The sequence below is a fragment of the Paenibacillus sp. PvR098 genome (assembly GCF_017833255.1).
Taxonomy (GTDB): domain Bacteria; phylum Bacillota; class Bacilli; order Paenibacillales; family NBRC-103111; genus Paenibacillus_G.
This window is the reverse complement of the sequence record NZ_JAFIBU010000001.1, coordinates 3,322,950-3,347,089: the sequence shown is the minus strand read 5'-3', so window position 1 is coordinate 3,347,089 and position 24,140 is coordinate 3,322,950. Positions and strand designations below refer to the sequence as shown.

Annotated in this window: 17 protein-coding genes; all 17 read right to left on the bottom strand. The window is 47.6% G+C overall.

The window, feature by feature from the left end:
- Positions 1-11: 11 nt before the first annotated feature.
- Positions 12-281, bottom strand: a complete 270-nt coding sequence (gene flgM, locus JOE45_RS16635) for a flagellar biosynthesis anti-sigma factor FlgM (RefSeq protein WP_210023237.1) — start codon at positions 279-281, stop codon at positions 12-14.
- Between the two features lie 90 nt (positions 282-371).
- The gene (locus JOE45_RS16630) at positions 372-791 is read right to left on the bottom strand and encodes a flagellar protein (protein ID WP_210023238.1); all 420 of its coding nucleotides are present in this window, start codon (positions 789-791) and stop codon (positions 372-374) included.
- Between the two features lie 104 nt (positions 792-895).
- Positions 896-1,660, bottom strand: a complete 765-nt coding sequence (locus JOE45_RS16625; RefSeq protein WP_245247048.1) for a ComF family protein — start codon at positions 1,658-1,660, stop codon at positions 896-898.
- Between the two features lie 12 nt (positions 1,661-1,672).
- Entirely contained in the window at positions 1,673-3,571 is a 1,899-nt protein-coding gene (locus JOE45_RS16620; RefSeq protein ID WP_210023239.1) for an ATP-dependent helicase ComFA, read from the bottom strand.
- Between the two features lie 29 nt (positions 3,572-3,600).
- Positions 3,601-3,999 carry a hypothetical protein gene (locus JOE45_RS16615; RefSeq protein ID WP_210023240.1) on the bottom strand — a complete coding sequence of 133 codons (399 nt, stop codon included), beginning with the start codon at positions 3,997-3,999 and terminating at the stop codon, positions 3,601-3,603.
- 100 nt (positions 4,000-4,099) lie between these two features.
- Complete coding sequence (locus tag JOE45_RS16610) at positions 4,100-4,822, bottom strand: response regulator (protein ID WP_210023241.1); 723 nt, start codon at positions 4,820-4,822, stop codon at positions 4,100-4,102.
- Between the two features lie 4 nt (positions 4,823-4,826).
- Positions 4,827-5,981 (bottom strand): sensor histidine kinase, encoded by a 1,155-nt coding sequence (locus tag JOE45_RS16605; RefSeq protein WP_210023242.1) that lies wholly within the window; start codon positions 5,979-5,981, stop codon positions 4,827-4,829.
- Positions 5,982-6,069: 88 nt separating this feature from the next.
- The gene (locus tag JOE45_RS16600; protein WP_210023243.1) at positions 6,070-8,697 is read right to left on the bottom strand and encodes a stalk domain-containing protein; all 2,628 of its coding nucleotides are present in this window, start codon (positions 8,695-8,697) and stop codon (positions 6,070-6,072) included.
- 154 nt (positions 8,698-8,851) lie between these two features.
- Positions 8,852-10,057 (bottom strand): methionine adenosyltransferase, encoded by a 1,206-nt coding sequence (metK, locus tag JOE45_RS16595; protein ID WP_210023244.1) that lies wholly within the window; start codon positions 10,055-10,057, stop codon positions 8,852-8,854.
- Between the two features lie 178 nt (positions 10,058-10,235).
- Positions 10,236-10,511, bottom strand: a complete 276-nt coding sequence (locus tag JOE45_RS16590; RefSeq protein ID WP_210023245.1) for an alpha/beta-type small acid-soluble spore protein — start codon at positions 10,509-10,511, stop codon at positions 10,236-10,238.
- Between the two features lie 90 nt (positions 10,512-10,601).
- Complete coding sequence (locus JOE45_RS16585) at positions 10,602-11,198, bottom strand: hypothetical protein (RefSeq protein ID WP_210023246.1); 597 nt, start codon at positions 11,196-11,198, stop codon at positions 10,602-10,604.
- A gap of 61 nt (positions 11,199-11,259) precedes the next feature.
- A complete protein-coding gene (locus JOE45_RS16580) occupies positions 11,260-14,397 on the bottom strand; it encodes an S-layer homology domain-containing protein (RefSeq protein ID WP_245247047.1) in 3,138 nt (1,045 codons plus the stop codon).
- A gap of 452 nt (positions 14,398-14,849) precedes the next feature.
- Positions 14,850-18,833 (bottom strand): S-layer homology domain-containing protein, encoded by a 3,984-nt coding sequence (locus JOE45_RS16575; protein WP_245247354.1) that lies wholly within the window; start codon positions 18,831-18,833, stop codon positions 14,850-14,852.
- Between the two features lie 156 nt (positions 18,834-18,989).
- Complete coding sequence (locus tag JOE45_RS16570) at positions 18,990-20,108, bottom strand: glycosyltransferase family 4 protein (RefSeq protein WP_210023248.1); 1,119 nt, start codon at positions 20,106-20,108, stop codon at positions 18,990-18,992.
- 128 nt (positions 20,109-20,236) lie between these two features.
- Positions 20,237-20,935: a WecB/TagA/CpsF family glycosyltransferase gene (locus tag JOE45_RS16565; protein WP_210023613.1), complete on the bottom strand. Its 699-nt coding sequence runs from the start codon at positions 20,933-20,935 to the stop codon at positions 20,237-20,239.
- 41 nt (positions 20,936-20,976) lie between these two features.
- Positions 20,977-22,101 (bottom strand): polysaccharide pyruvyl transferase CsaB, encoded by a 1,125-nt coding sequence (gene csaB / locus JOE45_RS16560; RefSeq protein ID WP_210023249.1) that lies wholly within the window; start codon positions 22,099-22,101, stop codon positions 20,977-20,979.
- Positions 22,077-24,131 carry a DUF5693 family protein gene (locus JOE45_RS16555; RefSeq protein ID WP_210023250.1) on the bottom strand — a complete coding sequence of 685 codons (2,055 nt, stop codon included), beginning with the start codon at positions 24,129-24,131 and terminating at the stop codon, positions 22,077-22,079. Before JOE45_RS16555 ends, csaB begins: the two co-directional genes overlap by 25 nt.
- Positions 24,132-24,140 lie beyond the last annotated feature (9 nt).

Genomic DNA, 24,140 nt, shown 5'->3' with positions numbered 1-24,140 from the left:
ATCCACTCCAATTAGGATTTTAAAAATGGAAATATTTTCTCAGCCACCGTGCGGGCATCGACATGATACGTACCCGCTTTCACCGATTTCTTCAATTCGTCTAGTCTTTCCCGGTCGGCCGATACGATCCCCGAATTGCCGTGCAGCTCCTTGGCTACATCCGAAATCTCCACCTGATCTTTCGACTTGCTCTTCTTATCGGATGCAGCTGTCTGCATATATTCCTGGCTCTTCTTATATTGATTTACCGAACTCACTTGATTCGTCCCGTTAATCTTCATTTAACTCACCTCAACTGACAGCAATAGTAAACCCACCGATTCACGTTACTACTTTTATCGGTGGGTTGTTTTTAAAAGTTTATATGAAAATCAATTTTTTGTTCGATCTTCCCTGATTTTGAAGGCAGAACCCCTTTGTTGTTCCTCTCGGGATTTCTTCCGTTCCTCGTCTTCATGAAGATGATCAAAGTCCTTGGCCAAGCGAGATCGGCAGTTGTCGCATATATTGTTCGTACGAATAATCGTTCCGCACATGTCACATTCATAGCCCATATTCGGATTATTTCTAATGGAAATACGTCCTTCACGAATAAACTTCACAATCTGCTTCATATCCACGCCTGTTTCGTCGCTCAGCTCTTGAATCGTGCATGTCCGGTTTTCCCGAAGGAACTTTAAGCACTTCTCATATTCAGCTTCAATATCCTTAATACAGTTCGTACACATACCAAAGTTATTTTTTAAATACACTTTACCGCAGCGCACACAGTTTTCCACATTGAGACTCATGACAACCCGCTCCTTTCGGACCCATCTCTACCTTATAGTGTATCTCAAAAAATACGACAATGCACACCTTTTTTCGACAAATGTGAGGAAATTCACACCTGGGCCTACCTTGCCCAACTGATACCATATACACGAACCGGCAAAATCGTCCTGATCGTGCGGGCGCATTCGTTAAAGGTACTTCCCGTCGTATACACATCATCTACAAGGTAGAGGCGTACTTGTCCTTTTCTGCATGCCGCGGCAATGGGAGTGATTTGACCAAGATCAGGAGCAAAAACCCCCAGCATGTCATCAAGCCGCTCGGCTCTGGCTTTGAAGCTTTGCTTGTCGGTATGACGCGTTCTGGTCAGCAAAGGAACCACAGGTATGCCGGTCAACCTTCCAAGTTCTCTAGCGAGCTGCTCCGCTTGATTAAACCCCCGCTCGGCAAGCCTTTGTCCACTCAAAGGAACGTAAGTGATCCACTCGGCCGCATCAGATATAACCTTGCCCTTATGATGCATATGATAAGCGTGCAGCAGCATAGGGCCGAGCACCTTTGCAAGTGATTCTTTGCCCCGGTATTTATAAATGGCCAGCCAATCTTTCATATGTTCGTCATAACGAACAACACTGCGGTTCTGGGTGAAATGTGTATCTATGCGCCGTGGACAGTCCGGGCACTCCTCATGCCGTCCGCACCGATCACACCGAACTTCATGGATCCATGGAATGAGCTCATAGCAGCGCCGGCAGACGGGTATACGCCTGACCCCACTTTCTCTTCCGCCGCACACGAGGCAGGACGAGGAACTCGGCGTAAGCAATGTCTCCGTCTGGCCTATCCAGCGGGCAATCCACCGAATCACATGGCTAACCTTCAACAAACGGCACCCCTCCTATGAATCGATATACCCTTTCTTTCGAGCCAGAACATTCATATCCTCGATTTGCTTTACAGCCTGAGATTGAGAACGGGTCTTTTCTTTTGCGGCAAACACGACAAGCCCCTTTGGGTCCTGAGCGGATCTCCCCGCTCTTCCGGCCATTTGGACCAGCGCAGCAGCATCAAAAACAGGCGAGTCCGCATCCAAAATAAACACATCCGATTTGGGTATCGTAACCCCCCGCTCCAGAATTGTCGTCGTCACCAGCATTCGAATTTTCGCGGCACGAAATTCGGTTACTTTGCTCGCGCGGTCTGCATCCTTGGAAGACGTGCCCTGTATGTTTATGTCGCGGAAGAACCCACGCAGAAGCTCCGTGAACGGCTCGACCATCGCGATTTTCGGCACAAATATGAAGATTTGAGCGCCTCGGTCAAGCGAAGCCTTCAGCTTTTGCTTTAGCTTGTCAGGCAATTCGCCCTGCTGAAGCGTTTGCCTCAAAGGAGAACACACCAACAGGGAGGGCACCGGAAGAGGATGCCGATGATACCTTGCGGCTACTCGCGCATGCGGCAGCGTTCCTTTTTGTACCGCCCTCTGCAGTTCTAACGGTGGTGTTGCCGACAGCAGGATATACGCGCCCCCCGAGACACAAACCTGCTCCGCCGCATACTGCAGCTGCGGGTTATTGTGGTAAGGGAATGCATCCAGCTCGTCCACGATCACAAGCTCGAACGCCTGGCGAAACCGCATCAATTGGTGCGTTGTAGCCAAAGTAAGCTCCCCTTGCTCCCATCGCTGCTCACTCCCGCCATAGAGCGTGACCACCCTGGCCGACGGAAAAGCTTTCTCAAGCCGCGGCTTCAGCTCAAGCACCACGTCGCGTCTAGGGGTAGCGATCGCCACTTTACCGCCGCAAGCCAGCGTATATTGAATCATCGGAAAAATCATTTCCGTTTTCCCCGCTCCGGTCACGGCCCAGATCAAAAATTTAGCAGCCGGCTGCATTTTATCATTTTTCCTTGAAAGGGACTTATTTGCTTTCAAAAATTTCAACGCCGATCCCGATGCTTCTGCTTGAACCTCACTTAACCCCCATGGGCTGAGCAAAGCATGCCGATCAGGCTCTGGTGTCATCTCGCCCGTTTTTCGCCTATCACTACACTCCCCTACTCGGATAAATGGTGTGCAGTACCGTACGCGTCCCATCGTTAAGCACGCTTCACAGTAAGGACATGGGCCTTCGCAATGCGGGCAATCGGTCCATACAACCGATTCCGGTTCTTCTCCGGGCCGCTGTCCGGTTCCCTCCCCTTTGAGATGTCGCTGAGCCCCTTGGCTCCCACACCGTCTACAACGCCCTCTCGTTGCCCTAGGCAGCAAGGACCTCAGTCCCCAGATAGGCTCCCGCTTCTCCACGCCAGCTTCGAGCACGATGCGTCCCTGCAGCCAAGCACGCTGCAAGTAGTAATCCGGTGCCTCTGCCCAATATGCTTCGTCCTGGTGCTGCATGAATGCCTGAAACTCCCCCAAAAGCAAAAAACGCCCCTCCAGCGACGCCGTCATCGCCGTGAGCACTCGCTTTAGCTTTGCATCACCGTCCATAGAAGAATGCCCCCGCTGAGATGGCGTCCATTCCCACAACTGCCACTCTCTTAGCTTCTCCCGAGTGATCCCGATCTCCCTGCCTCCGCTGCGCAGCATGTCCAGCTGCTTCTCCATCGGTGTCTTTTGCGAAATATAATGCACCAGCTCCAAAGCTTGTCCGAAAGATAAGGCGGGCTCCAGCACACGAAGTTTGAATCGGTTGCCGTGTAATCCGACCCAATGGTCTCTGTCGGCTCGCATATCCAAGGAAACGTGCCAGGAACTGCCTTTCGGATAAAGCAAAACATAGACCAAAGCCTTCATGAATCGTCCAATCTCCTCCATTCCGTTGCTTATAGAAACCTGTAAGCGTTATCCAAACCCTCGTTCTGGTTAAGCTGGATCACAATCACCTGCTCATTCTGATGCTTCAGAACCCATTCATCCCAGTCCATGTCCGCTGTCGTCCAGATATTCAAGTGATGCTCCAATCTTAACCTGTCGACAATAGCCAATGTATCGTCAGTCGATCCCTCATCGGCAATGGTAACGGTGATCGTCTTGCCCTTTGTCCAAGAAAAAAAGTATAGCGAGCGAAGGTACCACTCCATCTGCAGCTGATTATTGTATGTTCGCAGAACATAATGTGCAGCAGGTTCGGTTCCCCGTCGTTTCCAACGCCAATATAGCAAATGAACGAGCACGATCCCCGCAGCGTAACAGCCCATAATCCAAACCAAGCCTAGCATCATAGCGGCTCCCTCCCTTAAGAGCATTATATGCCGCTCAAGAGAAGTTGGTTCCTTTACCGCTATCCCAATACCTGATCAGACAATGATGACGCCTGTATTCTTATAACGTGACCCAACCGTTTTTTATCGCCACGATAACCGCTTGGGTACGATCGTCAACCTCCATTTTTTGCAAAATACTGCTGACATGGTTCTTTACCGTCTTTTCACTGATATAAAGGAACTCACCGATCATCTTGTTGCTCTTGCCTTCGGCCATCAGGCGGAGTACTTCGGCTTCCCGGCGCGTCAACGGACTGTTATCCATATGTACATATTTTACATCAGCCTCTTTTGCTATACTGGATGAGGCAACTCCCTGCTCGTCCAGATACGTCATGCGGCGAAGCTGATTAATCAGCTTCCCGGTCACCTTCGGATGAATATAAGCGTGCCCTGCGACGACTGAACGAATGGCATTAATCAGCGACTCTGCCTCCATGTCCTTCAACAGATAGCCGGATGCACCTTTACGAAGCGTTTCAAACACGTAGCTCTCATCGTCATGAATGGACAAAATGATCACTTTAATGTCCGGAAAAATGTCTTTCAGCTTCTCTGTAGCCACTACACCGTTCTCGATAGGCATGTTGATATCCATCAGCACAATATCCGGATGCAGTGTATTACACAGTTCAAGAACCTGAATGCCGTCGCCGCATTCCCCGACAACCTCCAGGTCGCTCTCCATATTTAAAATGCGTTTAACCCCTTCGCGAAACAGTTGATGGTCGTCCGCGAGAACAAGCTTAATAGGGAGTTTGCCGCTGCCCATAAGGTCCATATGATTAATCCTCCTTGGATTCTGACTTGATCGGTATGACCATGGATACTTTCGTTCCAACCCCAACGGTAGAATGAATATCGAGTCTTCCTTCGAGCAGCTCCACGCGTTCGCGCATGCCCATTAACCCATAATGAGTACCGTCAGCGATTTTCTTATCGATATTGTCTGAAATGAAACCGACCCCGTTATCCGTGATCGTGAGTTTGATCATTTGCTGCTGGAATGTGAGCTCTAGTGTGACGAATGAAGCTGCGGCGTGCTTATGCACATTGGAGAATGCTTCTTGAACCAAACGGTACACCGCCACCTCCATGCCGGAGGGCAGACGGATTTCTTTGCCGATTAATTCAAAGTTCGTTCGAATTTTTGATTTCTCTTCATAATCTTGTATGAATTTCCTTAATGTCGGGACTAAACCAAGATCGTCGAGCGCCATGGGACGGAGATTGAAGATGATCTTACGGACCTCTTCAATCCCGCTCCTGACACTAAACTTCAAGTCATTGAGTTCACTCTTCACAGCATTATAAGCCTGCTTGGCCAGCATTCTTTCAGTAATTTCTGTCCTAAGCACCATGTTCGCCATATTCTGGGCCAGTCCGTCATGGATTTCACGCGCGATCCGCTTGCGTTCCTCCTCCTGAGCCAAAATAATTTTGAGTCCCAGAAGCTGACGATTCTTAGCTGACTCCAAGAGCCGCGTAACTTGATTCAAATCGCCGGTCAAATACTCCAGCACGACGCTGAATTGAGAAACGAGCGCTTCCGCTCGCTCGAGCTGCGTGTCCAAGTTTTTCAAACGTTTCTGCAGATCGTCCCTCCGCATCTTCAGATGCAGCTCTTTTTCCCTATGGATCGCCAATTGGGCTTGAAGCTGGGTAGCCGCTTCATAAGCCGTACGAATATCTTCCTCATTGAAACGCTTGAAATCACGGCTTACTTCTGTCAAACGCACACGAGAACGCCGGTATTCCACCTCAAAGCGGTCTACCGTATCAATCGTTCTCGCCGTTTCTTCGATTACCATTTGCAGTTCTTTGTTCAGCGCTTCGCGTTCTGCCCGGACGCTTTCACAGATCTCGAAAATTTGGTATTTGCTATTCTCCATGACATCAATGGCATTCTTGATGACGCGGTCAAAAACATCGACAGACATCCGGACAAAGCTCCTTCGCCATTTTTCTTGGTAGTACTAGCAATATAGTACCATATTTCCGAAAGATTGTGAGGGCTGATAGTACTAATTATTGCAAGGTCACTTGGCGGGTCTTCTCGTTCCACGTCACTTTCCATCCTAAATTTTCCGATAAAATGCGAAGCGGAACCATCGTTAAATTGTTCCTAATTACCGGCGGCACCTCTGCCGTGACTCGTTGACCATTCACGATCAGGTCGGGATTATCAATCCAAAGATCAATCATTTTGCCGCCGCGAATGACGGTGACCTTGCGCTCCGCATCGTCCCAACGTACCGTACCTCCAAGAGCATCCGTCACAAAACGAATCGGGATCAATGTATTCCCCTTCTCAATCACTGGCGCTTGCTCCAGCGTCATCCCTTTTCCGTTCACGGTCACTGCTATCTTATTGATCGTCAAGCTAATCGAATTGAAAGAAGGCTTCTCCATGCTGCCTCTATACGTAAATGTGATGTCGTCAATCCCGATAGCGCTCTTGGCGAGCCGCTCATCCTGACCAATCTCCTCATTCACAACATAAATGCTTTTCACCCGGATCGGATAACTGATAGGGTAATCGGACAGATCGGCGGTCACCTGCTTCCATCCCTTCCAGTCGATGCTGCGCGCCAAATTCACCAAATGAACCTTACCCGCGTTATCCAGTATTTCAGCACGAAGCCAGTTCAGGCTTTCGTCACCATTGACCTTTACCTTCATATATTGAGGCTGACCTTCAATTACAACGCCAGTATCCAGCGTCGCATACGCCCATTTATTCCCCTTACCTTGCGTGAAATCATAATTCAGCTCAAGGTACTTGTTTCCTGTTTCACCTGGCTTAATAGCTACTCCAGCCTTAACCTCCTGAGGCTTCACGCTGGTCTGGGTCATAACTGCAAAATTGTCCAGATCATACCAAACCTTATCAACCCCTACAGGTATCACGGCCGTTGTGCTGTAACCGTCATATTTGGCTATGAGCTGGGCACCAGTGCTTCCAGCCAAGCTGGTTACTTTCAATGTTCCGTTGGCCATTTCTCCCTTAATGCCGAGTACTTCCCATTGAATAAGTTGTGGCGGGATTTCTCTGCTTTTTCCAGCCAAGTTAGTCGCGATGACCGCAGGAAGGTTAACCGTTTCCCCCTCGGAAAGCGCCCTTTCATCGGTGTTGATTTTCATGCTCTTCAATTGGTTTCTGCCTACCACTTCGATATCTGCTGTCGCCTGCCCCTTACCGCTCACAGCGGTCACTTTGGCCACCCCCGACTTCGTCGCAGTGAACACACTGTCTTTAAAGGTGCCTCTATTGTCTGTTACGCTCCACTGAGCAGGCACTTTACTGGTTTCCACCGGATTATAGTAAATATCATAGCCCTTATAGCTTAGAGTCGCCTGTTCTCCCACGAACATGAAGCTCGGGGCCTGGATGAAGATCTCCTTCGCCTCTCCTTGCGGCGCAGTCGAGTACACCCCTACACCGTTGACAACACTCCGCTGGGCTCCCGTTTCTGTCTTATTGACTAGAACCGGCTCAAATTCCCCGAGTGGACGTGCGGCCATCTGCGTCGATCCGCCACCGTCCAGATTCAGACCTTTCCACACGCCTACCTTAATCATAAATTGCTGCAGTTCCTTCATACTGAGACCTTTGCTATCGCCGAAGTTATCAACGGTAATCAGATAGGCCGTTTTCATATCTTTCGAATACCCGATTGCTGTACGCGAACGATTGCAGCAAAGACTGGACACTTCACGCGAGTAACTGGCAGGTTTACCCTCGTCCACCATGATAGTGTGACCGCCAATCATCATTTTAAACGTGCTGACGTCATAAGTCTTATTCGGATCCTGTGCAAGCACTTGATAATCGGCTTTCAGCGGATCGCCCTCTTTCAAGTGCGCGACTACAAAATCCGCCGCTTTGCCGGACGCGCGAAGAATGTAACCGTCCTCTGGGGCTACCATCCTGATGATTCCATTGACAGCGATCTGTTTGACTATGCCATTTTGAACCAAAACCTCTGTTGGTACGGTTACTCCGTCATTGGAGCGGTCGATCTGACCCCATGCGTTCGTGTACATAAACATGCCGTCGATATGGCTATGTTCTCCGTTCGGCTCGAACCAGTAGTACGTTTTATTGATGCCGCCCAGCGGGTAGGCCGTTCCATCTTTGGCAATGATTGATCCTTTAAAAGTAAATAAATCTACAACGGGCTTGTTATCTTTATCCAACCCAAAGGAATAAAATCCATGCAAATATGGAGGCGTAGCCATCAGCTCTCCACCCGAAATCTGCGGCCCCATGGGCACACCTTCCGCCTGCGTATTATAGAAGTCACCGTTTACCCCGGCAACCGCCTTTGTTTCCTTCGTCATACCCAGAATAGTTTGTCTCTTCGTAAACTGATTTCCCGTACCGGTCATGACATCCAGCTTCACGTTAGGGTTCGTCAGATCGACTTCGATAACCTTTCCATTAACCAGGATTTCTTTATTACTTCGCGTAGATTTCCAAACATAGTTCTTCATCACAGCACCGGATGTCAAAATTTCCTGACTTACCATCGTCACGGTCGGTTCGGTCGCTGCGTAAGCCGCATTCCCACCTGTTCCCGGCCAAGACGACATAAGCAAAGACGCTGTAAGCACGACACACGACAGCTTTCGCCATTTCTTTTGCAAAATCACTCTTCTGTTCTCCTCTCGTTTCCACTCTCCTTTAGTTTAGACTCTATTACTATCCAAAAAGTTACGATATTCCTCTGAAAATATCCGGGCAAGAACGCAAAAAAGACGATCCGTTATACGGATCGTCTTGCTTAGACAGATCAGTGCTGCTGTATTAGCTTAGAGCATCTGCTTTCAGCTGCTCTGCTTTATCCGTGCGCTCCCAAGGCAAGTCCACATCTGTACGTCCAAAATGTCCGTACGCTGCGGTTTGCTTATAAATTGGGCGGCGCAGATCAAGCATCTTAATGATGCCTGCAGGACGCAGGTCGAAGTTCTTGCGAACGATGTCCACCAGCTTCTGCTCACTTACTGTGCCAGTGCCGAATGTATCGACAGAGATCGATACCGGCTTCGCCACACCAATCGCGTATGCCAGCTGCACTTCGCATTTATCGGCGAGACCTGCGGCTACGATGTTTTTAGCAACATAACGAGCGGCATAGGCACCGGAACGGTCGACTTTCGTCGGATCCTTGCCGGAGAAAGCGCCGCCGCCATGGCGAGCGTACCCGCCATAGGTGTCAACAATGATTTTACGGCCTGTTAAACCGGCATCCCCTTGAGGCCCACCAATAACAAATCGGCCTGTCGGATTGATAAAGTATTTGGTGTCCGCATCGATCAGGTTATCCGGAACGATCGGCTTAATGACATGCTCTTTAATATCCGCTTGGATTTGCTCCAAGGTTACTTCTTCCCCATGCTGCGTCGATACAACAATCGTATCCACACGAACCGGAGTAGGACCGTCGTATTCCACTGTTACTTGCGTTTTTCCGTCCGGACGAAGGTAAGCAAGCTTACCGTTCTTACGAACTTCCGTCAGGCGACGAGCAAGCTGGTGCGAAAGCGAGATTGGCAACGGCATCAATTCCGGCGTCTCGTTGACGGCAAAGCCGAACATCATCCCTTGGTCACCAGCACCGATGGCTTCGATCTCATCATCTGACATTTGACCTTCACGGGCTTCAAGCGCTTTGTTTACGCCCTGGGCAATGTCAGGAGATTGCTCGTTCAAAGAAACGAGAACAGCACACGTTTGGGAATCAAATCCAAACTTGGCGCGGGTATAACCGATGTCTTTGATTGCTTGACGCGCAATCGCTTGAATATCGACATATTCGGAGCGGCTGCTGATTTCACCAATCACAAGCACAAGACCTGTAGCTACCGAGACTTCGCAAGCTACACGGGCATTCGGATCATTCGTCAAGAACGCATCCAATACAGAGTCCGAAATTTGGTCACAAATTTTATCTGGATGGCCTTCCGTAACAGACTCTGAAGTGAATAAGCGGCGACCCACTGGATTAGACATAAGAAAAACCTCCTATTGCTAGTATTCATTTTACATAAGTAAACATACAAAAAATCAACCTTTTCCGCTTGGAAAAGGTTTCTTTATCTGTTACCTTCTTTATAGTATGTTACTGGATTTGTCTAAGTGTGTCAACAAATTATGATGAGACCTGGTCAAACTAACATAGCTGTCATGATTATAAATTTAGCATCATTTCCTCGGCTCTTTTGATCAACCGGGCTGTAATCGTTCCCCCGACCGCCCCCGCATCTCTGGATGCAATATGTCCCCAATAATCTTCCTTTACCGTGTATGATGGAATCGCCCCTAATTCAGTTGCAAATTCAACATTCATATCCGCCACCTGTTTGCCTACAAGAAGCCCAAGCTCCGCAGCAATCTCATACTTCATTACATCCAATGCCTTTCCGCTCTCCGGTACCACTTTCTTGTTGTTGTTATTCTTAGCCACTATAAAGTACCTCCTTTATCGGAATGTACGCATTAGTGTCTCCTTTATGTAAGCGAGCAAACGTATGAATGATTGGAGAAACGGGTAAAATTATGGAGTAACCTTAGTCCCATCAGCATTAGTTAATAAATAGCTGCCGCGCACCATGACGTAAATTTCTTGCTTGAATTTTGGGTCCGGCTTAATCCCACGTCCTTCACGCGGAACTATGAGCAGGTGATTTAGTTCAACGCTAGTACCGGCTGTAATATCTTTGGCCGCTGTTACATCAGCAATCCCGTCTGCAGTGGAGCTAAAAGCAACAACCTTGCCCGTTCGAACAATGAATTCCGTCCCTGCACCACCATATAAACTTTGGCCTTGCTCGAGCTTGATAACCGTGAGGCCAGAACCTGCATCTGTCTGTCCGTTATTGTTGCCAACCCCAGGCGTGCTGGGCGTTCCTGACTTCGCTACCTCTGCAGCGATCAGTTGTTTGAGCTTTTCTTCATTTACACTTTGACCTGTTATAGCGTCCGCTATTTTTTGATCAATATTTTGATCAAAGTAGCTTTTGGTAATAATCGGATCATCTACGGAACCTGGTTGTACACCTGGAGCTTTGCCATCTGCACTGGCGATGAGAATCGTGCTTGTCCAAAGAAGGGTGGCAGAAATGACAATTTTCAAAGGGTCATATTTTCGCATGGATTCACCTCATTTAAATAGAAAAAGAGACCACTAGGGTCTCCTTTCCTTAAAGATTGAATTAGTTAGAGATAGCAGTTGTTACGGATTTACCGTTTGGAGCTGTAGCTGTCAAGTCGAAGCCAGTTACTCCTGGGTCAGCAGAAATGATGCCGTTTCTATCAACTGTAACACTACCTGTACCAACTACACCAGATACGCTGAATACAAAACCAAGAAGGTGGTTGTACTTCTGAGCGTCTGCTTCCTTGATCTCAGTACCGTAGTTATTAACTGTTGTAAGCTCCATCAACGTAAATGCGTTGGTGTTCGCTCTCAATTCAGTAATTGTTCTTGTCTTTTTAGCTGTAACTGTTTCAACAGTGATAGGATCGCTCTTAACATCTACGTTAACCGTTCTGTTCACTGTAGTTCCTTTGTTAGTAACAAAGGCAACGTTGATTGTAGCAGAGCCTGTTTTGTTACCCAGAACATATACTTTTCTGTCTCCAGCAATTCCTACAGTTGCAACAGAAGTGTTGGAAGACTGTACAGAAGTAATTGTTCTTGGCAATGCAACGGAATCACCAGCTGCATCAGTAGCAGTGATCTTCAGTTCTTTTGCCAACTTGCTGGTTACTGGATCTCTTTGTTCCGATTTTAAAGTTGTACCAGTACCGTAAACATTGTCAACAACAGCAGCGTTGTCGCCTGCATTGAAGATGGAATTCAACGGACTTACGGAGTAAGTCAGGTCGGCAGTGTTGCTGATTGTCTCGATTTTACGAGTAACCGTTGCAATATCAACAGTTTGGGAGCCAGTTGTTTTGTAGATCTTAGCAGTAAATTCTGCGGAATCATCAATACCAGCTGCATCTGTTGCAAATGTAAACTTATGCTCTTTGTTGAATTGTTCTACTCCAGTACCTGTAATGTCGGCTGTGCCGGTCCATGCAGGCAATCCAGCACTTGTATAATCAGCGTGAGGAACAACTGCAACTCCACCGTAAGTGTTAGTTGTTACTGTAACTTTATAAGTGCTTCCGCCAGATGTAACAACGTTACCGTTTTGATCAACGCGGTTGAATTCTTTCAACTCTTTACCATATTGATCGTAAACTTGAATTTGGAATTTGCTTTCTGCGCCAGTACCAGCAATGATTTTCTTAGCGGAATCTTTCTTAACTACGAAACGATCCGGAATACGAGCATCAGACACTGTATAAGTTTTTGTAGCTGTGCTATTTACATTTGGTTCAGCAATAAGTGCTGTAACAGAGAATACGGATTTCGAACTAGTAGGGAGCACATTAAGCTTAATCTTACCTTTATGCTCACCAGCTTGTTGGATTGCCGCTTTCAAGTTAGCAGGTGTAGTGGACAAGTCAGCGGAAGAAGTAATCTTGATTCTTCTCAAGTTCTCATCGCTTGTCAAATCTTCCAAGCTCAATTGTTGGCCATTTGCATCATAAGCAATAATTGGGATGTAGGCATCGTTATCGCCAGCTGCAACAACGTTGTCCATATCGCCGATTTCAATTTTAGTTGCAACTTTCGCAGATTTAAGAGCTACCGTTCCAGTTGCTGTACCTGCTTGGTTGTAAACAGTGAAAGTATAGTTACCTTCTTTGTCAACGTTGTTTTTCAGGGAGATTCTTACATCTGTAACTTCATCGTTGTTATCATCGCCTACAACATACTGCAGAGCAGGCTCATATCCGTTGAAGATTACTCTTGTGTTTGCTACGTCACCATCAGTTGCGTGAGTATTGAACGCAATCACGTTGCCGTATTGGTCGTAGTTGATCAGGTCAAATTTAGCAGTTTCACCAGTGCCGCCAAGGAAGTCTTTTCCATTGGAGTACTTGATTTCGCCAATTTCCATTTTCGTAATGAACGGTGTTGTACCTACTTTGAAGTTTTTCGAAGCAGTTACACGAGTATCATTGTGATAAATGTTAACTGGAACAATGCCGATACCGGATTGGTAGTCATTGGAGCTAATGTCAAGAGTCAACAGCAACTCACCAGCATCATTCTTTGTCAATTTTACATATGCGCCATTGTTGTTACCAGCGTATACAGTGTAAGCACCAGCAGAGATGGATGCATTCTCACCGTATTGGTTGGAAGCTTTCAGCTTAACAATCGCTCTGTTTGACTTTGCAATTGTGTCATTGGAGTTCAAGAAGTCGATCTTAGTGATCGTCTCGTTCTCAGCAGTGAACTCAGCGGATGCTTTGTCGATCTCAGCTGCATCAATACCACCCAAAGTAACTGTGTAAGTACCAGCGGAAAGTCTTTGATCCGTCAATGTCAGAACTGCAGATTTTTTGTCTTCTGCGAATTTAACAGTAACTGGAACGTTAACTGTACCTTTTTTCAAGGCCAAGCTAGCTTTCTCAGTATCAACATCGCGGTTCAAGGATACTTCAACGCGGTTGTAACCGATAGCTTTAGCTTCGCTTACGGATGCTTTAGCAGGCTTGTTGATCTCGCCATGAACGCGTTGAGCTTCGTAGGAAGCAAGCACCAACTGCAAACGAGTAGCTGCGGAAGTACCGCCAAACGAACCGTCTTCGCCGCTAGTTACGATACCTTGTTGAATTGCAAGAGCAACATAGCTCTTAGCCCAGTCAGAAACTGTTTTGTCGCTTACACCAGGAGTGCCAGCAACTTGGGATTCCAAGCCAACGCCGCGAACCAAGAATGTAGCAAGCTCTTGCTTCGTAACTTCACCCGCTGGATTGTATTGACCAGGTGCATAACCGTCAGTCAAACCTGCAGCTTTCAAAGCTTCGATGTAAGGAAGCGCGTATCCGTTAGCCGGATCGTTGGATTCTACATCAGAGAAAGTGGAAGTTGTCAGGGAAGTGTCAACATCCAGATTGAAAATCAAGGCAGCAACTTTAGCGAATTGAGCGCGGTTCATTTTGTCGTTAAGACCAAATACACCTTCGCTTACGCCGTCGTATACGCCAGCAGCAATCAATGCATCAAATTTAGCTTTAGTAGCTGCATCCAAATCTTTCAAATCGCTGAAGCTGGACGAATCTTTCGCAGCTTCTGCGCCCATTGCCACGGAAGAAAACATCGAGAATGCCATAGCCAGGGATAAAATAGCAGATAAACTTTTCTTCATAACCTTTTTTTCTCCTCCTTGAATATCTTTCGGTTGTCGAGAGTTCTTTTTAGATAAATTATAGCTCGATTCCCTCATTAGCCGATTCACCCCCTTCCTAGAGTTGAGCGAAATGATTTTTATTAGTTATGTCTGCAATGTATGAATTGCAGAAACTAGTAAACGATAATAGAGAGTCGCATGCCATTTAACATTATACACCGACATGCAACCAAGGTAAAGAGTTAATTTTGAGAAATTTATCCAAAGGATCAACTCTTTATCTTGCTTTCATTTGATTCATTGTATTAAACGCAAAGGGTTTTAAAAAGTTGCGCTTTTTGAAAAAACTTTTATGTTTTTTCTTATAAGCAGTGTCACAAAAGCGTATATCAACTTGTTGTATCGCTAGCTCAACAGAATTTAGTATACAACTATATCATATGTCCGTCATTACGAACTATTTTCCAAAATAAAGGGTCGGCGGCGGTTTTAGGATGTCGCAGACCCTTAACAAAGGTTATGGGTCTGCTTCTGAATTCTAACCGCTCTTATCTAGGCACTTTCTTCTGGCTGCTCAGCACGCGCATGGCAATTACGGCCGTATCGGCACGAGTCATATTCATTGTCGGGTCAAAGCGCACGGTGCCTTTCCTTTGTCCCGGTAAAAGCACATTTTCCCTGCCTTCAATAAACCCGGCTTTCGTGATGGCTTCTACCGCAGAAGCTGCGTAGATATTCACATCATACCCGTCTGTAAATGTCTTGCTTAAGCTATCCTGCGCTTTCTGGAGGTCCGAGTTCATCTTCAAATCCGCGGCTCGAGCAATCATGACAGCAGCGTCTTGACGTGTGAGCGTTGATTCAGGACTGAAAATATTGTTCGATAATCCGCGAACAATACCAGCCCGGGCTGCTGTTTCCACCAGCTTGTAATTATATAAACGGTTGGTTGTTTCGATTTTTGGCACGTCGCCAAAGGTGTTCGGACCTTCGTAATTCAGTGGAATATCGAAAATACGAACTATCATGGCTGTAAACTCCCCGCGGGTAATCGGTTCGGATGGAGAGAACGTAGCAATCGTTCTGCTGTTCATCAGACCCTTGGAGTACATCGTCTCCAGCTCGTTTCGCGCATAAGCATGATCTGTCATATCGTTAAATCCACGATCCATATACATCACTTGATAGTAACCGAATTTATCGAAGGGCACCTTGATAGTGTTTTTCTTCATATCGACTACTCCGCCGATGTTTTTCCACGATATGTCGGTAGCCCCGCTCAAGTTTTCATCGACCGTAAGCGCCATGACAGTAATATATTTCCATGCATCATCTCGAATAGAGGGATCGAATTGCAGTGTTATTTCTCCCCGCTGAGTGGGAACAAAAGTAGAAGCTGCGTTTCGGTTGAAGAATCCGGTTGACGCATTGAGATCGAACGGCTCGATTCCTCTCCCTTTCAGTCCGTCTTCCAAATATGGAATCGTCACTTCAGGTGTAGACTGGTCACCTATGAAGCCAGCATCAATATAGTAAAGCTTGCTTGCCGTCCGGAATGTGTTTTCCGTGACTTTTCTTGTGATTCTGGAGCTGGCATATTCGTCGACAAAAGCTGTGTTGGATTTATCCACACGCCCGGTGCTGGAATCCGCAATGCCGAAAAGAATGTTTCGCTCCACAGTAATGAATTCGTTATTTCTGTTGTTCGGCCGCAAGCGCTTGAGCTTGGTATCTTTCGGAAATTGGAGCTCCACTTCCTTGTTAAAAGCGGAGAGCTTGTTGCCCATGCCAGTAAGATATTGGGCCCCCTCAAGCGGTGTGTTCGTATTAAACAGAATAAATGCGCCGTCCGATTTTTGGCTGCCACGATTGACAGTGAATTTCACCTGATTACTTCCAGGCTTAAGATTTTTTACCTCATAATAATATCTGTCAACATATACAGAACCGTCGAGCTCCGTTTTCTTCAAAGCATTATCTTTGCCGATCGTTACGCTATCGGCATTCTCGGCTTCAATGACAACAAGATAGAAGTTGCTATTTACGCTAGCTTGGTCCTGATTTTTCTCATTCTTGTAAAGCAGTGGCGCCTTTATCACGTAAGGTACGGGTGTTCTGCTGATCGTGATCGTTTTGAACGCCGTAATTTGGGACAAATCATTTGTTACAGAGAATTCGAATACGATATCGCCTTTATCCGGAAGCTTGATATCGTAGGTATTGAATAAAAAGCTGGTATTGTTGGCCCCTCCTGTATTGGACGGAGCTGTTGTAAAGAAAAACCGACCTGGGTCAGCTACCGTTTTGGTCGTAACCTGCCCCGTTCCCGCGGTGCCCGTGCCAATCGTATGGTACTCCGTAAAATTATTACCTTGTGCGTCTTTACCGATGACCTTGAGAGTGATGGTACTGTGCCCACCCTTGGTCGGATTGTTGTAATACGTCCCTTTAAAGGAAACTACGCGCTCGCTTGTTGTGAAGTAATCCTTGTTCTGAGCCGAAGTGTATAACCTTGTACCATTCACGCTATCCGGAACGATATCTGTGAACGAAGGAGCTTCGGTGGAAAACTTAAAGATCGAATAGCTGGCTTCCGTCACACGGGAGCCGTTCACATAAATACTGAACTTAATCGTATTTATTCCTTCCACCATCAATTTCTCAAAATCAGTCGCAGGTATCCCGTAAGCTGTAGCAATATTCCGAAGATCAAAGGTGAAATTTCCTGTAGCATCGATAATATTGGCGTATGGAATCCTAGTCACTTTTTCATTCACATGAACTTCAATGTAGTTTGTAGCAGTGGCTTCATTGGCGCTCTTCTTAAAGTTCACCACTCTGCCCGTCAGGCAAGCAACTGTAGGGGTCCCGCTCACAGTACAAGTGAGATCCGCTAATTTTTCGATCGTTTTGTTATTCGTAATATTGGTAACAATAATATATGGCGCGTTGGTTACTCTAATGTTGTATGTTTTCGTCGGACCGTTTGTCCCGCCGTTCTTCGGTATGGCCGTAAGGGTATGGGTACCGTCCAAAATTCCCGCCAAGGTATATGTAAATACCTGTTGACCGTTAACAGCTGCAGGAGAACCTGAGTCCGCAGTGAACGTTTGGGATCCTACCGTTAAATCCAAAGCAGTCGTATTACCGTTGGCATAAAGCTTCACCTTTGCCGGAAGCTCTGCAATTTCGTTTACGGCAGGCATATCTCCTAATTGTACTTCGATGTCATTTCCCGTTGCGCCGTCTTTACCGACAACCTGCGTCATCTTGGCTACGTAAGGCGCTGTGTCATCATAATAAATGAACTTATAAGTGGAACGAATGTCCGGCAACCCTGCTGCCGAAAACTTAAATGAAAATTGTTGAATATCTTGACTTACAGGCGTAATGTCTTGTATGCCTTTAATTTCAATGGTATAAAACTTTTGATTCTTTACAGTATCCGTTACGATATCGGGTAGGATGCTGTAGGTCATTGTACCGGTAATTGGCACGTCCGTTGCCGGTGCAATCGTATCATTATTCAAATTTAAGTTAAGCGAGGTTCCGTTGATATCTAAATCGGTAGTTGTATACTTCGCCATCGGGGCACCGGCTCCAGCCGGGACCAGGTCAATCTTGATTCGCGCAGTGAATGTCAGATTCATACCGCCGACAGGCTTTACAAATTGCGGTAGGTCTACCAAGTACCGGTCCGATGTTTGGGCAGCGGGGGAATTGGCGTTACCGGAAACATCTCTCATTTTGACATTGTAAGCGAACGGATTTCCGTCATTATAAATGAGAAGCTTTTCTGTTTGATAGGAATTCGTGTCGTTGGAGGAAACAAATTTAATCCGGTTGTCTCCCCGCTGTAAGCAAATCTCGCTTGTAGAATCGCAAGCAATTCGCGTATTAATATCTGCAGGGTAATAAAAGTCATTCTCATTACTGATGAAAGCATTCTTCGCGGTTGTATTACCCGGTAAATAAGCTTTTACTTCTTTGGCATTAGGCGCAAATCCCTTAATAGTCAATCCGGTAGAGGTGCCTGTAACCGTCTCCGGATAGAACTTGGACTCATCCCATGGCTGATTATTGATTTCGAATTCTGACAAATTCGTTGCAGGGGTGAAGTAAACCCAACCGGGTGCAGACACTAAAGAACCCGTATCACCCATTTTGATTACAATTTTATTCAAACCTTCGGTCAGTTCCACGTTACTGAACGTAATTTCACTACTGGAAGTCATGACCGCTTTCTTGTTCTTTTCCTCTAATCTCTCGCCAGTGCTCGTATTCGTAATTTCATAAAACAGCGTATTGATCTGAGAAGCACTAATATTGGTTATGCTGGCTTTAATCTCAAAAGGGTTTCTCGTTACCCGGGTTACACTGTTCGGATCTTGCGGAGCATTCGTGCCCCCACCTGACGGATTCGTATACATGTTCGTAATGGTAATGGTTGCTGCGGCCATAGCCGGTGTCGGCGGCAGCAAGCTAATCAACAAAGCAATGGCTAAACTGATGCTAACCCACTGGCGTATCATGCGTTTCAAGCTGATTGTCCTCCTTATGTAGATATGAATAAAAAAACAAGGTTTATTATTTTATCGGTCAAACCTTTCCAAAACTTTAGGGTTACCGATTCTTTTCATAACAAAAAACCCAAACCTAACAGGTCTGGGTTTTGCAGCGATGGTGTGCTATTTAAACATCCGTGAACGATCACTCAGCCGCATCGTCTTCACTCGAACTTTATTTAAAAATTTAAGTACCGGCTTCTTCGTCTTGCTGATAATGCCGATCGCTTCAGCTCCGAGTACCAGAATGCACAGCAGTATCGTAACGAGAATGACCGCTCCCCACAGCGTTTGCTGCTCTGACATGTAAGATAACAGCACGGCTGAAGATCCAAAAAGCAGTGCTATCCCATAAATGATCAACACCGTTGTGCGATGGCTGAAACCAAGCTGCAGCAAGCAGTGGTGCAGATGGCTTTTGTCCGCAACCGAGATGGGCAGGTTGTTGACCCAACGGCGTAAAATGGCGAAGAACGTATCGGACAGCGGAACGCCCAGGATCATAATCGGTACAAGCAAGGAGACCACCGTGGCTTGTTTAAAACCAAGCACGGACAATGTAGCCAAGCAGAATCCGAGGAACAGCGCGCCAGAATCGCCCATGAAAATTTTCGCCGGGTGAAAGTTGTAGAACAGGAAACCTGCAATACTGCCGAGCAGGACCACACACAGCAGTACTACTGTGGTATTGCCCATCATTAAAGCGAGCACCAAAATAGTAGTTGTTGCAATACCTGATACACCTGCGGAGAGACCGTCAAGCCCATCAATCAGGTTGATGGCATTAGTGACGCCCACGATCCAGAAAATCGTCAGCGGTACGGAAAGCCATGACAACGAGATCGTTCCGTCCCCGAAAGGTACATTGACGAGCTCAATGGTGACACCTGAATAAACGACGACGCTCGCGGCCAAAACTTGACCCAGCAGCTTAATCTTAGGAGATAAATCGAAGCGGTCATCCAGCGCGCCAATCAAGACAACGATCGCACCTCCGACCAGCAAGCCGAATACCACATCATTCTTTAGCGTATCGATAGCAGGAGAAACAACAAAATATGCTCCAATAAATGCAATAAATATGGCGAGTCCACCCAGTCGCGGCATGATACGGCTATGTACCTTGCGGTGATTCGGCGCATCTACAGCCCCGACCCAGAAAGCAAAGCGTTTCACTAACGGTGTCATAAGCAAAGCAATGAATAATGCAGCGAAAAAGCCGATTCCGTATAACAAACTCATGTGTATGTTCACAGCCCCTTTTTCTATGAAAACCCCAAACACTCCAAATTATACTCTGATGTCTTTGGAAACACCACTGCCATTTTCGGGCTGTTTGGGCAGTTTTCAGGTTGTTTTCACAGCTCTAGTTAAGGTTTCTGCACATTTTCTTTTTCACGGATGACTTTCATAGCGAATTTCGGCAGTACAAGCATTCTTTTATACCGCCAAGGCTCCTGCAGTAACCGGTAAAACCATTCAAGTTTCAGCTTTTGAAATAACCCTGGCGCGCGCTTTAATTTTCCCGACAGGACGTCAAAGCTGCCGCCGACCCCCATCATGACGGGGACACCTAGCTTATCCTTGTACTTAGCTATCCAAGGCTCTTGTTTGTCCGCTGACCGTCCGACCAGCAGAATATCCGGATCCGCGGCGCGAATCGCTTCAATGACGTCGGCTTCTTCTTTTTCACCAAAAAATCCATCCCTGAAACCGACAAGCCTGATTCCCGGATACAGCTCCAGCAATCGGGCTGCGGCCGCCTCTATAACTTCGGGGGACGAGCCGATAAGGTATACTTTCCAGCCATGCGGTTCCCCCGCCTTCATTAACTCTTGGATCAAATCAAAACCTGCAACACGTTCCGCTACCGGATTACCGACATAGCCGGAAGCCCACACCACGCCTGCTCCATCGGGGACCACAAGCTCCGATTCTTTCATCATACGCATATATTCCGGCTGCTCGAGCGCAGTCATGACCATAATCGGGTTAGCCGTAATAATCTGATGAGGCTTACGCTGATCGATCACTTGACTCAAATAAGCAACCGTGTCTTTCATATTCATCTTTGAAATCGGCACGCCGAAAATTGATACTTTGGGAAAACTCACTGCATCCCCCGTCCTTTAGCAAAAAATGATGCGATGCGCTCAGCCGGACGCCCGGCTTCGATCTTCAATCGTTCGATCGCCTGCCCTTTGTCCCGCTTCCAAGAACTCCTATCCGCAAGCAAGCGCAGTGTCTCTTGAGCAAGCTCCTCTGCACGGGGCTTTCTAGTGCTACTGGCTGATTTCATGTCGAGCCGGTTCAAAAACTGATCGATCTTGGGATCATAAGAGAGTCCGATCATAGGGACGAACTGGCTGGCCGCATAGATTAAGGAGTGCAAACGCATGCCGAGAAGCACCTGACAGGATGCTACTTCCGCAAGCATATCCTGGGGATGAGTTACCTTGTGCGCTAGCGAAAGCCGTTCTTTGTAGATTCCCCCCATACGCTCCATCACATACAAGGACGCCTTTTCATCAGAAGGAAGATGGAATGGCAGGAAGCGAACAACGGCATTCGTCTGCTCCAGCACCGTCTGAAGAGCGTCCGCCACCGCATGAAGCTCGGAACGGTCTTCATTCCAAAATCGAACGGAAACACCAATAATAGGTTTCGTTTCGCGTACGGACGTTTGTGTGGGTTGTCCGCGCATGGGAAGCCCCATTACGGGATCTGGCACCACTTCCACATCCGACGGTGATATGCCCATCTTGCCCAGTAAAGCCTTAGATTCCTCATCCCGAACCGTTATAAATGAACTGCGTTGAAAGGCCGAACGAATCCATCTGAAGAAAAACGGACGATGCACTGGGCCGATGCCTTGGGAATAAATAAATACAGGTATACTCAGCCACTGCGCCATGCGAATGATGGCGATATAATAAGGAATCGTTTTCGGGCTCGTCTCATCCTGCAGCAAGCTTCCGCCGCCGCTGATTAGTCCGTCTGCGCTGCGTAAAGCCTGCCACACCTCTTTCGGTTTCATCCGGTGCACGGCTTCCACTCCATAAGTCCGGGACGTTTCTTCCGGATTCACGGACAGAACGACAGGGACAAAAGTTACGCCCTGTCGTTCTCCTTGTTCCTCTAAAGCCAGCAGAATCGATTGAAGTACCGCCTCGTCGCCGCTGTTGTTAAACCCGTAATAACCTGAAATCGCTATGCGTCTAACCGAGGTACCCATCGCCGCCAACTCCTAGATACAATTTCCCATAATGCAATCAAACCAATACCGATTAGTGTCCCAAAAGCCAACCCGTATACGACGCGAATCGACGAAATCAAAAGCGGCGTATGCAGATGAGCAAACGTATCGACGACCGAAGCTTGTCCGATCACGCCGGCCAGAATGAACAGCAGCGCACTCCGGTATTTAAAGCTGAGGTAAGCCCCCAGCAAGAACAAGGGGTGAGAAATCAAAAATTCCTTGGTTCGCGGACGAACACCCAGCGTGTTCTCCAAGAAGGACCGGAAATACCGTTCCAACGCAGAAGCTTGCCCCTCATTCCCCGTGCGGGATAAATAATAGAAGCCTGCGGCTGCAATGACAGCAGCTGCAATAACCCAAAGCACACTGATGTTTGAAGATAGGATGCCGCGGCCGCGAAGGACCCGTTCCTTGTAAGTCATTTTCTCGCTAAATAGCAGCCAATAGACGCCCACCAATGCGATTGGAGCCAAGTGAAGTACGCTGACTCCGCGGAATTGCTGCAGTACCAGCATATAAGTAATCTGATTCAGCAAGCTGACGATAAAGAAGATACCAATGGCCGAAACTAACGTGGTTCGGAGCAGCAGCAGCAGGGCAAATCCAATTCTCGAGCCTTCCGGTCGAGACCATTTTTCCCGGCATGCCCGTATGGCCATCATCATCGCCAGTGTCGGAGCACAGGTACTAGCGCCCAGCGCCAAAGCTTGCGCGAACAGGCTGCTGCTAAGCACGAGCAGTCCTGCAGAGCCTGCCATCCCGAGCAGGAAGAGCGCTAGTGCAAGCTCAGGCACGAAATAAGCGACCGTGAGCGCAATCAATGCGACAGCCCCTGCCCACACCAGAACCTTCGCCGCATTCTGCCATCCGGAGTATACGTATTGGAAGCTTTCCGCCTGGCCTATGGTATAACCCGCAGCTTCGATACGCGGAATAGCGCCGTCTGGCCCGTCCAGAGCGGCATAAATGGAATCCAGCGGGTGCAGAATTTGGCCTTTATCCATGTTTTTGACCGCGCGGGCATTCAAGAACACCATCCGAATGTTGCGGTCTTTAACAGCGAGAACGAAGCGATCTGATACGCCCTGTATGCGTCCCTTCAACTCTTCTTCAGACAAGTTCTCCGTCAGCTTCTGAGCGTCGTTCTCCGTATAAGAATGGAGCCTTACCACATTGTGTTGAATTCGTTTAGCCAAGCCGGCAAAGCCTTGTTGCTGCGTTTTCTGCAGCTCGATGACTGCAAGCCCTATCCGGTGCTTACGCATCAGCTCGCCCATCTTGTCTAAATTCGTCGTGTCTTTCTCGCTGATGAACCCCGGTACGGTCTCCCCATCCACAATAAACCGCTTGACGCCGGATTTCCGCAACTCCGCAAGCAGAGCGTCCATCTGGTTCGTGTTGAACGGCCGACGGTTCGACATGCGAACGACGATTGAAAAACCCTCGTCCTTCAGCATCTGAAGCGTAATGGGATCAGGGTCCATCGTTTTGAGCATCGCCTCATCCATGGCCATCTCAATGACCATACCAGGCTGATTCTTGAAGCTCCAAGGCTTGGTCCTTACACCCAAATCATGGAATGTTCGCTCAATGAGCGGCTGAAGCCGACGCTGCGAATCCGTCTCCGTGAACAAAATATACGTGAAGTTCTCACCTGGGGAGAACGGAGCTTGCATTAGTGCGGTTGCATCGCGAGACGAGAACACCTCGATACGCCGGCTGAGCCTCAGCTCATTCAATGTCGACTCGTATACAGCCATACTTCCCACGCCATGCTGCTTCAGCTTGAGAAGCTGTTCACTCACGAATTTACGCGGGTCCGTCTGGGTATCGGAAATTTCGAGCAAGTCGCGATAATCCATGGCAAACTCGACCTTGCGCCCGGACTGCTGCTCCGTTTGATGACGTTCATAAGCTATGGGAATGGAGGCCAGCATCCCGAGAATGACCAGCCACCACAGTCCTTTAAGCGCCAATTGATTCCACTTCGTGTAGCTTTCTTTCAATGCTGTCAG

Excerpts from the sequence above, each read along its gene's own strand:
- flgM (WP_210023237.1), bottom strand. The coding sequence starts at position 281 with ATGAAGATTAACGGGACGAATCAAGTGAGTTCGGTAAATCAATATAAG.
- JOE45_RS16630 (WP_210023238.1), bottom strand. The coding sequence starts at position 791 with ATGAGTCTCAATGTGGAAAACTGTGTGCGCTGCGGTAAAGTGTATTTA.
- JOE45_RS16620 (WP_210023239.1), bottom strand. The coding sequence starts at position 3,571 with ATGAAGGCTTTGGTCTATGTTTTGCTTTATCCGAAAGGCAGTTCCTGG.
- JOE45_RS16615 (WP_210023240.1), bottom strand. The coding sequence starts at position 3,999 with ATGATGCTAGGCTTGGTTTGGATTATGGGCTGTTACGCTGCGGGGATC.
- JOE45_RS16610 (WP_210023241.1), bottom strand. The coding sequence starts at position 4,822 with ATGGACCTTATGGGCAGCGGCAAACTCCCTATTAAGCTTGTTCTCGCG.
- JOE45_RS16605 (WP_210023242.1), bottom strand. The coding sequence starts at position 5,981 with ATGTCTGTCGATGTTTTTGACCGCGTCATCAAGAATGCCATTGATGTC.
- metK (WP_210023244.1), bottom strand. The coding sequence starts at position 10,057 with ATGTCTAATCCAGTGGGTCGCCGCTTATTCACTTCAGAGTCTGTTACG.
- JOE45_RS16585 (WP_210023246.1), bottom strand. The coding sequence starts at position 11,198 with ATGCGAAAATATGACCCTTTGAAAATTGTCATTTCTGCCACCCTTCTT.
- JOE45_RS16580 (WP_245247047.1), bottom strand. The coding sequence starts at position 14,397 with ATGAGGGAATCGAGCTATAATTTATCTAAAAAGAACTCTCGACAACCG.
- JOE45_RS16575 (WP_245247354.1), bottom strand. The coding sequence starts at position 18,833 with ATGATACGCCAGTGGGTTAGCATCAGTTTAGCCATTGCTTTGTTGATT.
- JOE45_RS16570 (WP_210023248.1), bottom strand. The coding sequence starts at position 20,108 with ATGAGTTTGTTATACGGAATCGGCTTTTTCGCTGCATTATTCATTGCT.
- JOE45_RS16565 (WP_210023613.1), bottom strand. The coding sequence starts at position 20,935 with ATGAATATGAAAGACACGGTTGCTTATTTGAGTCAAGTGATCGATCAG.
- csaB (WP_210023249.1), bottom strand. The coding sequence starts at position 22,101 with ATGGGTACCTCGGTTAGACGCATAGCGATTTCAGGTTATTACGGGTTT.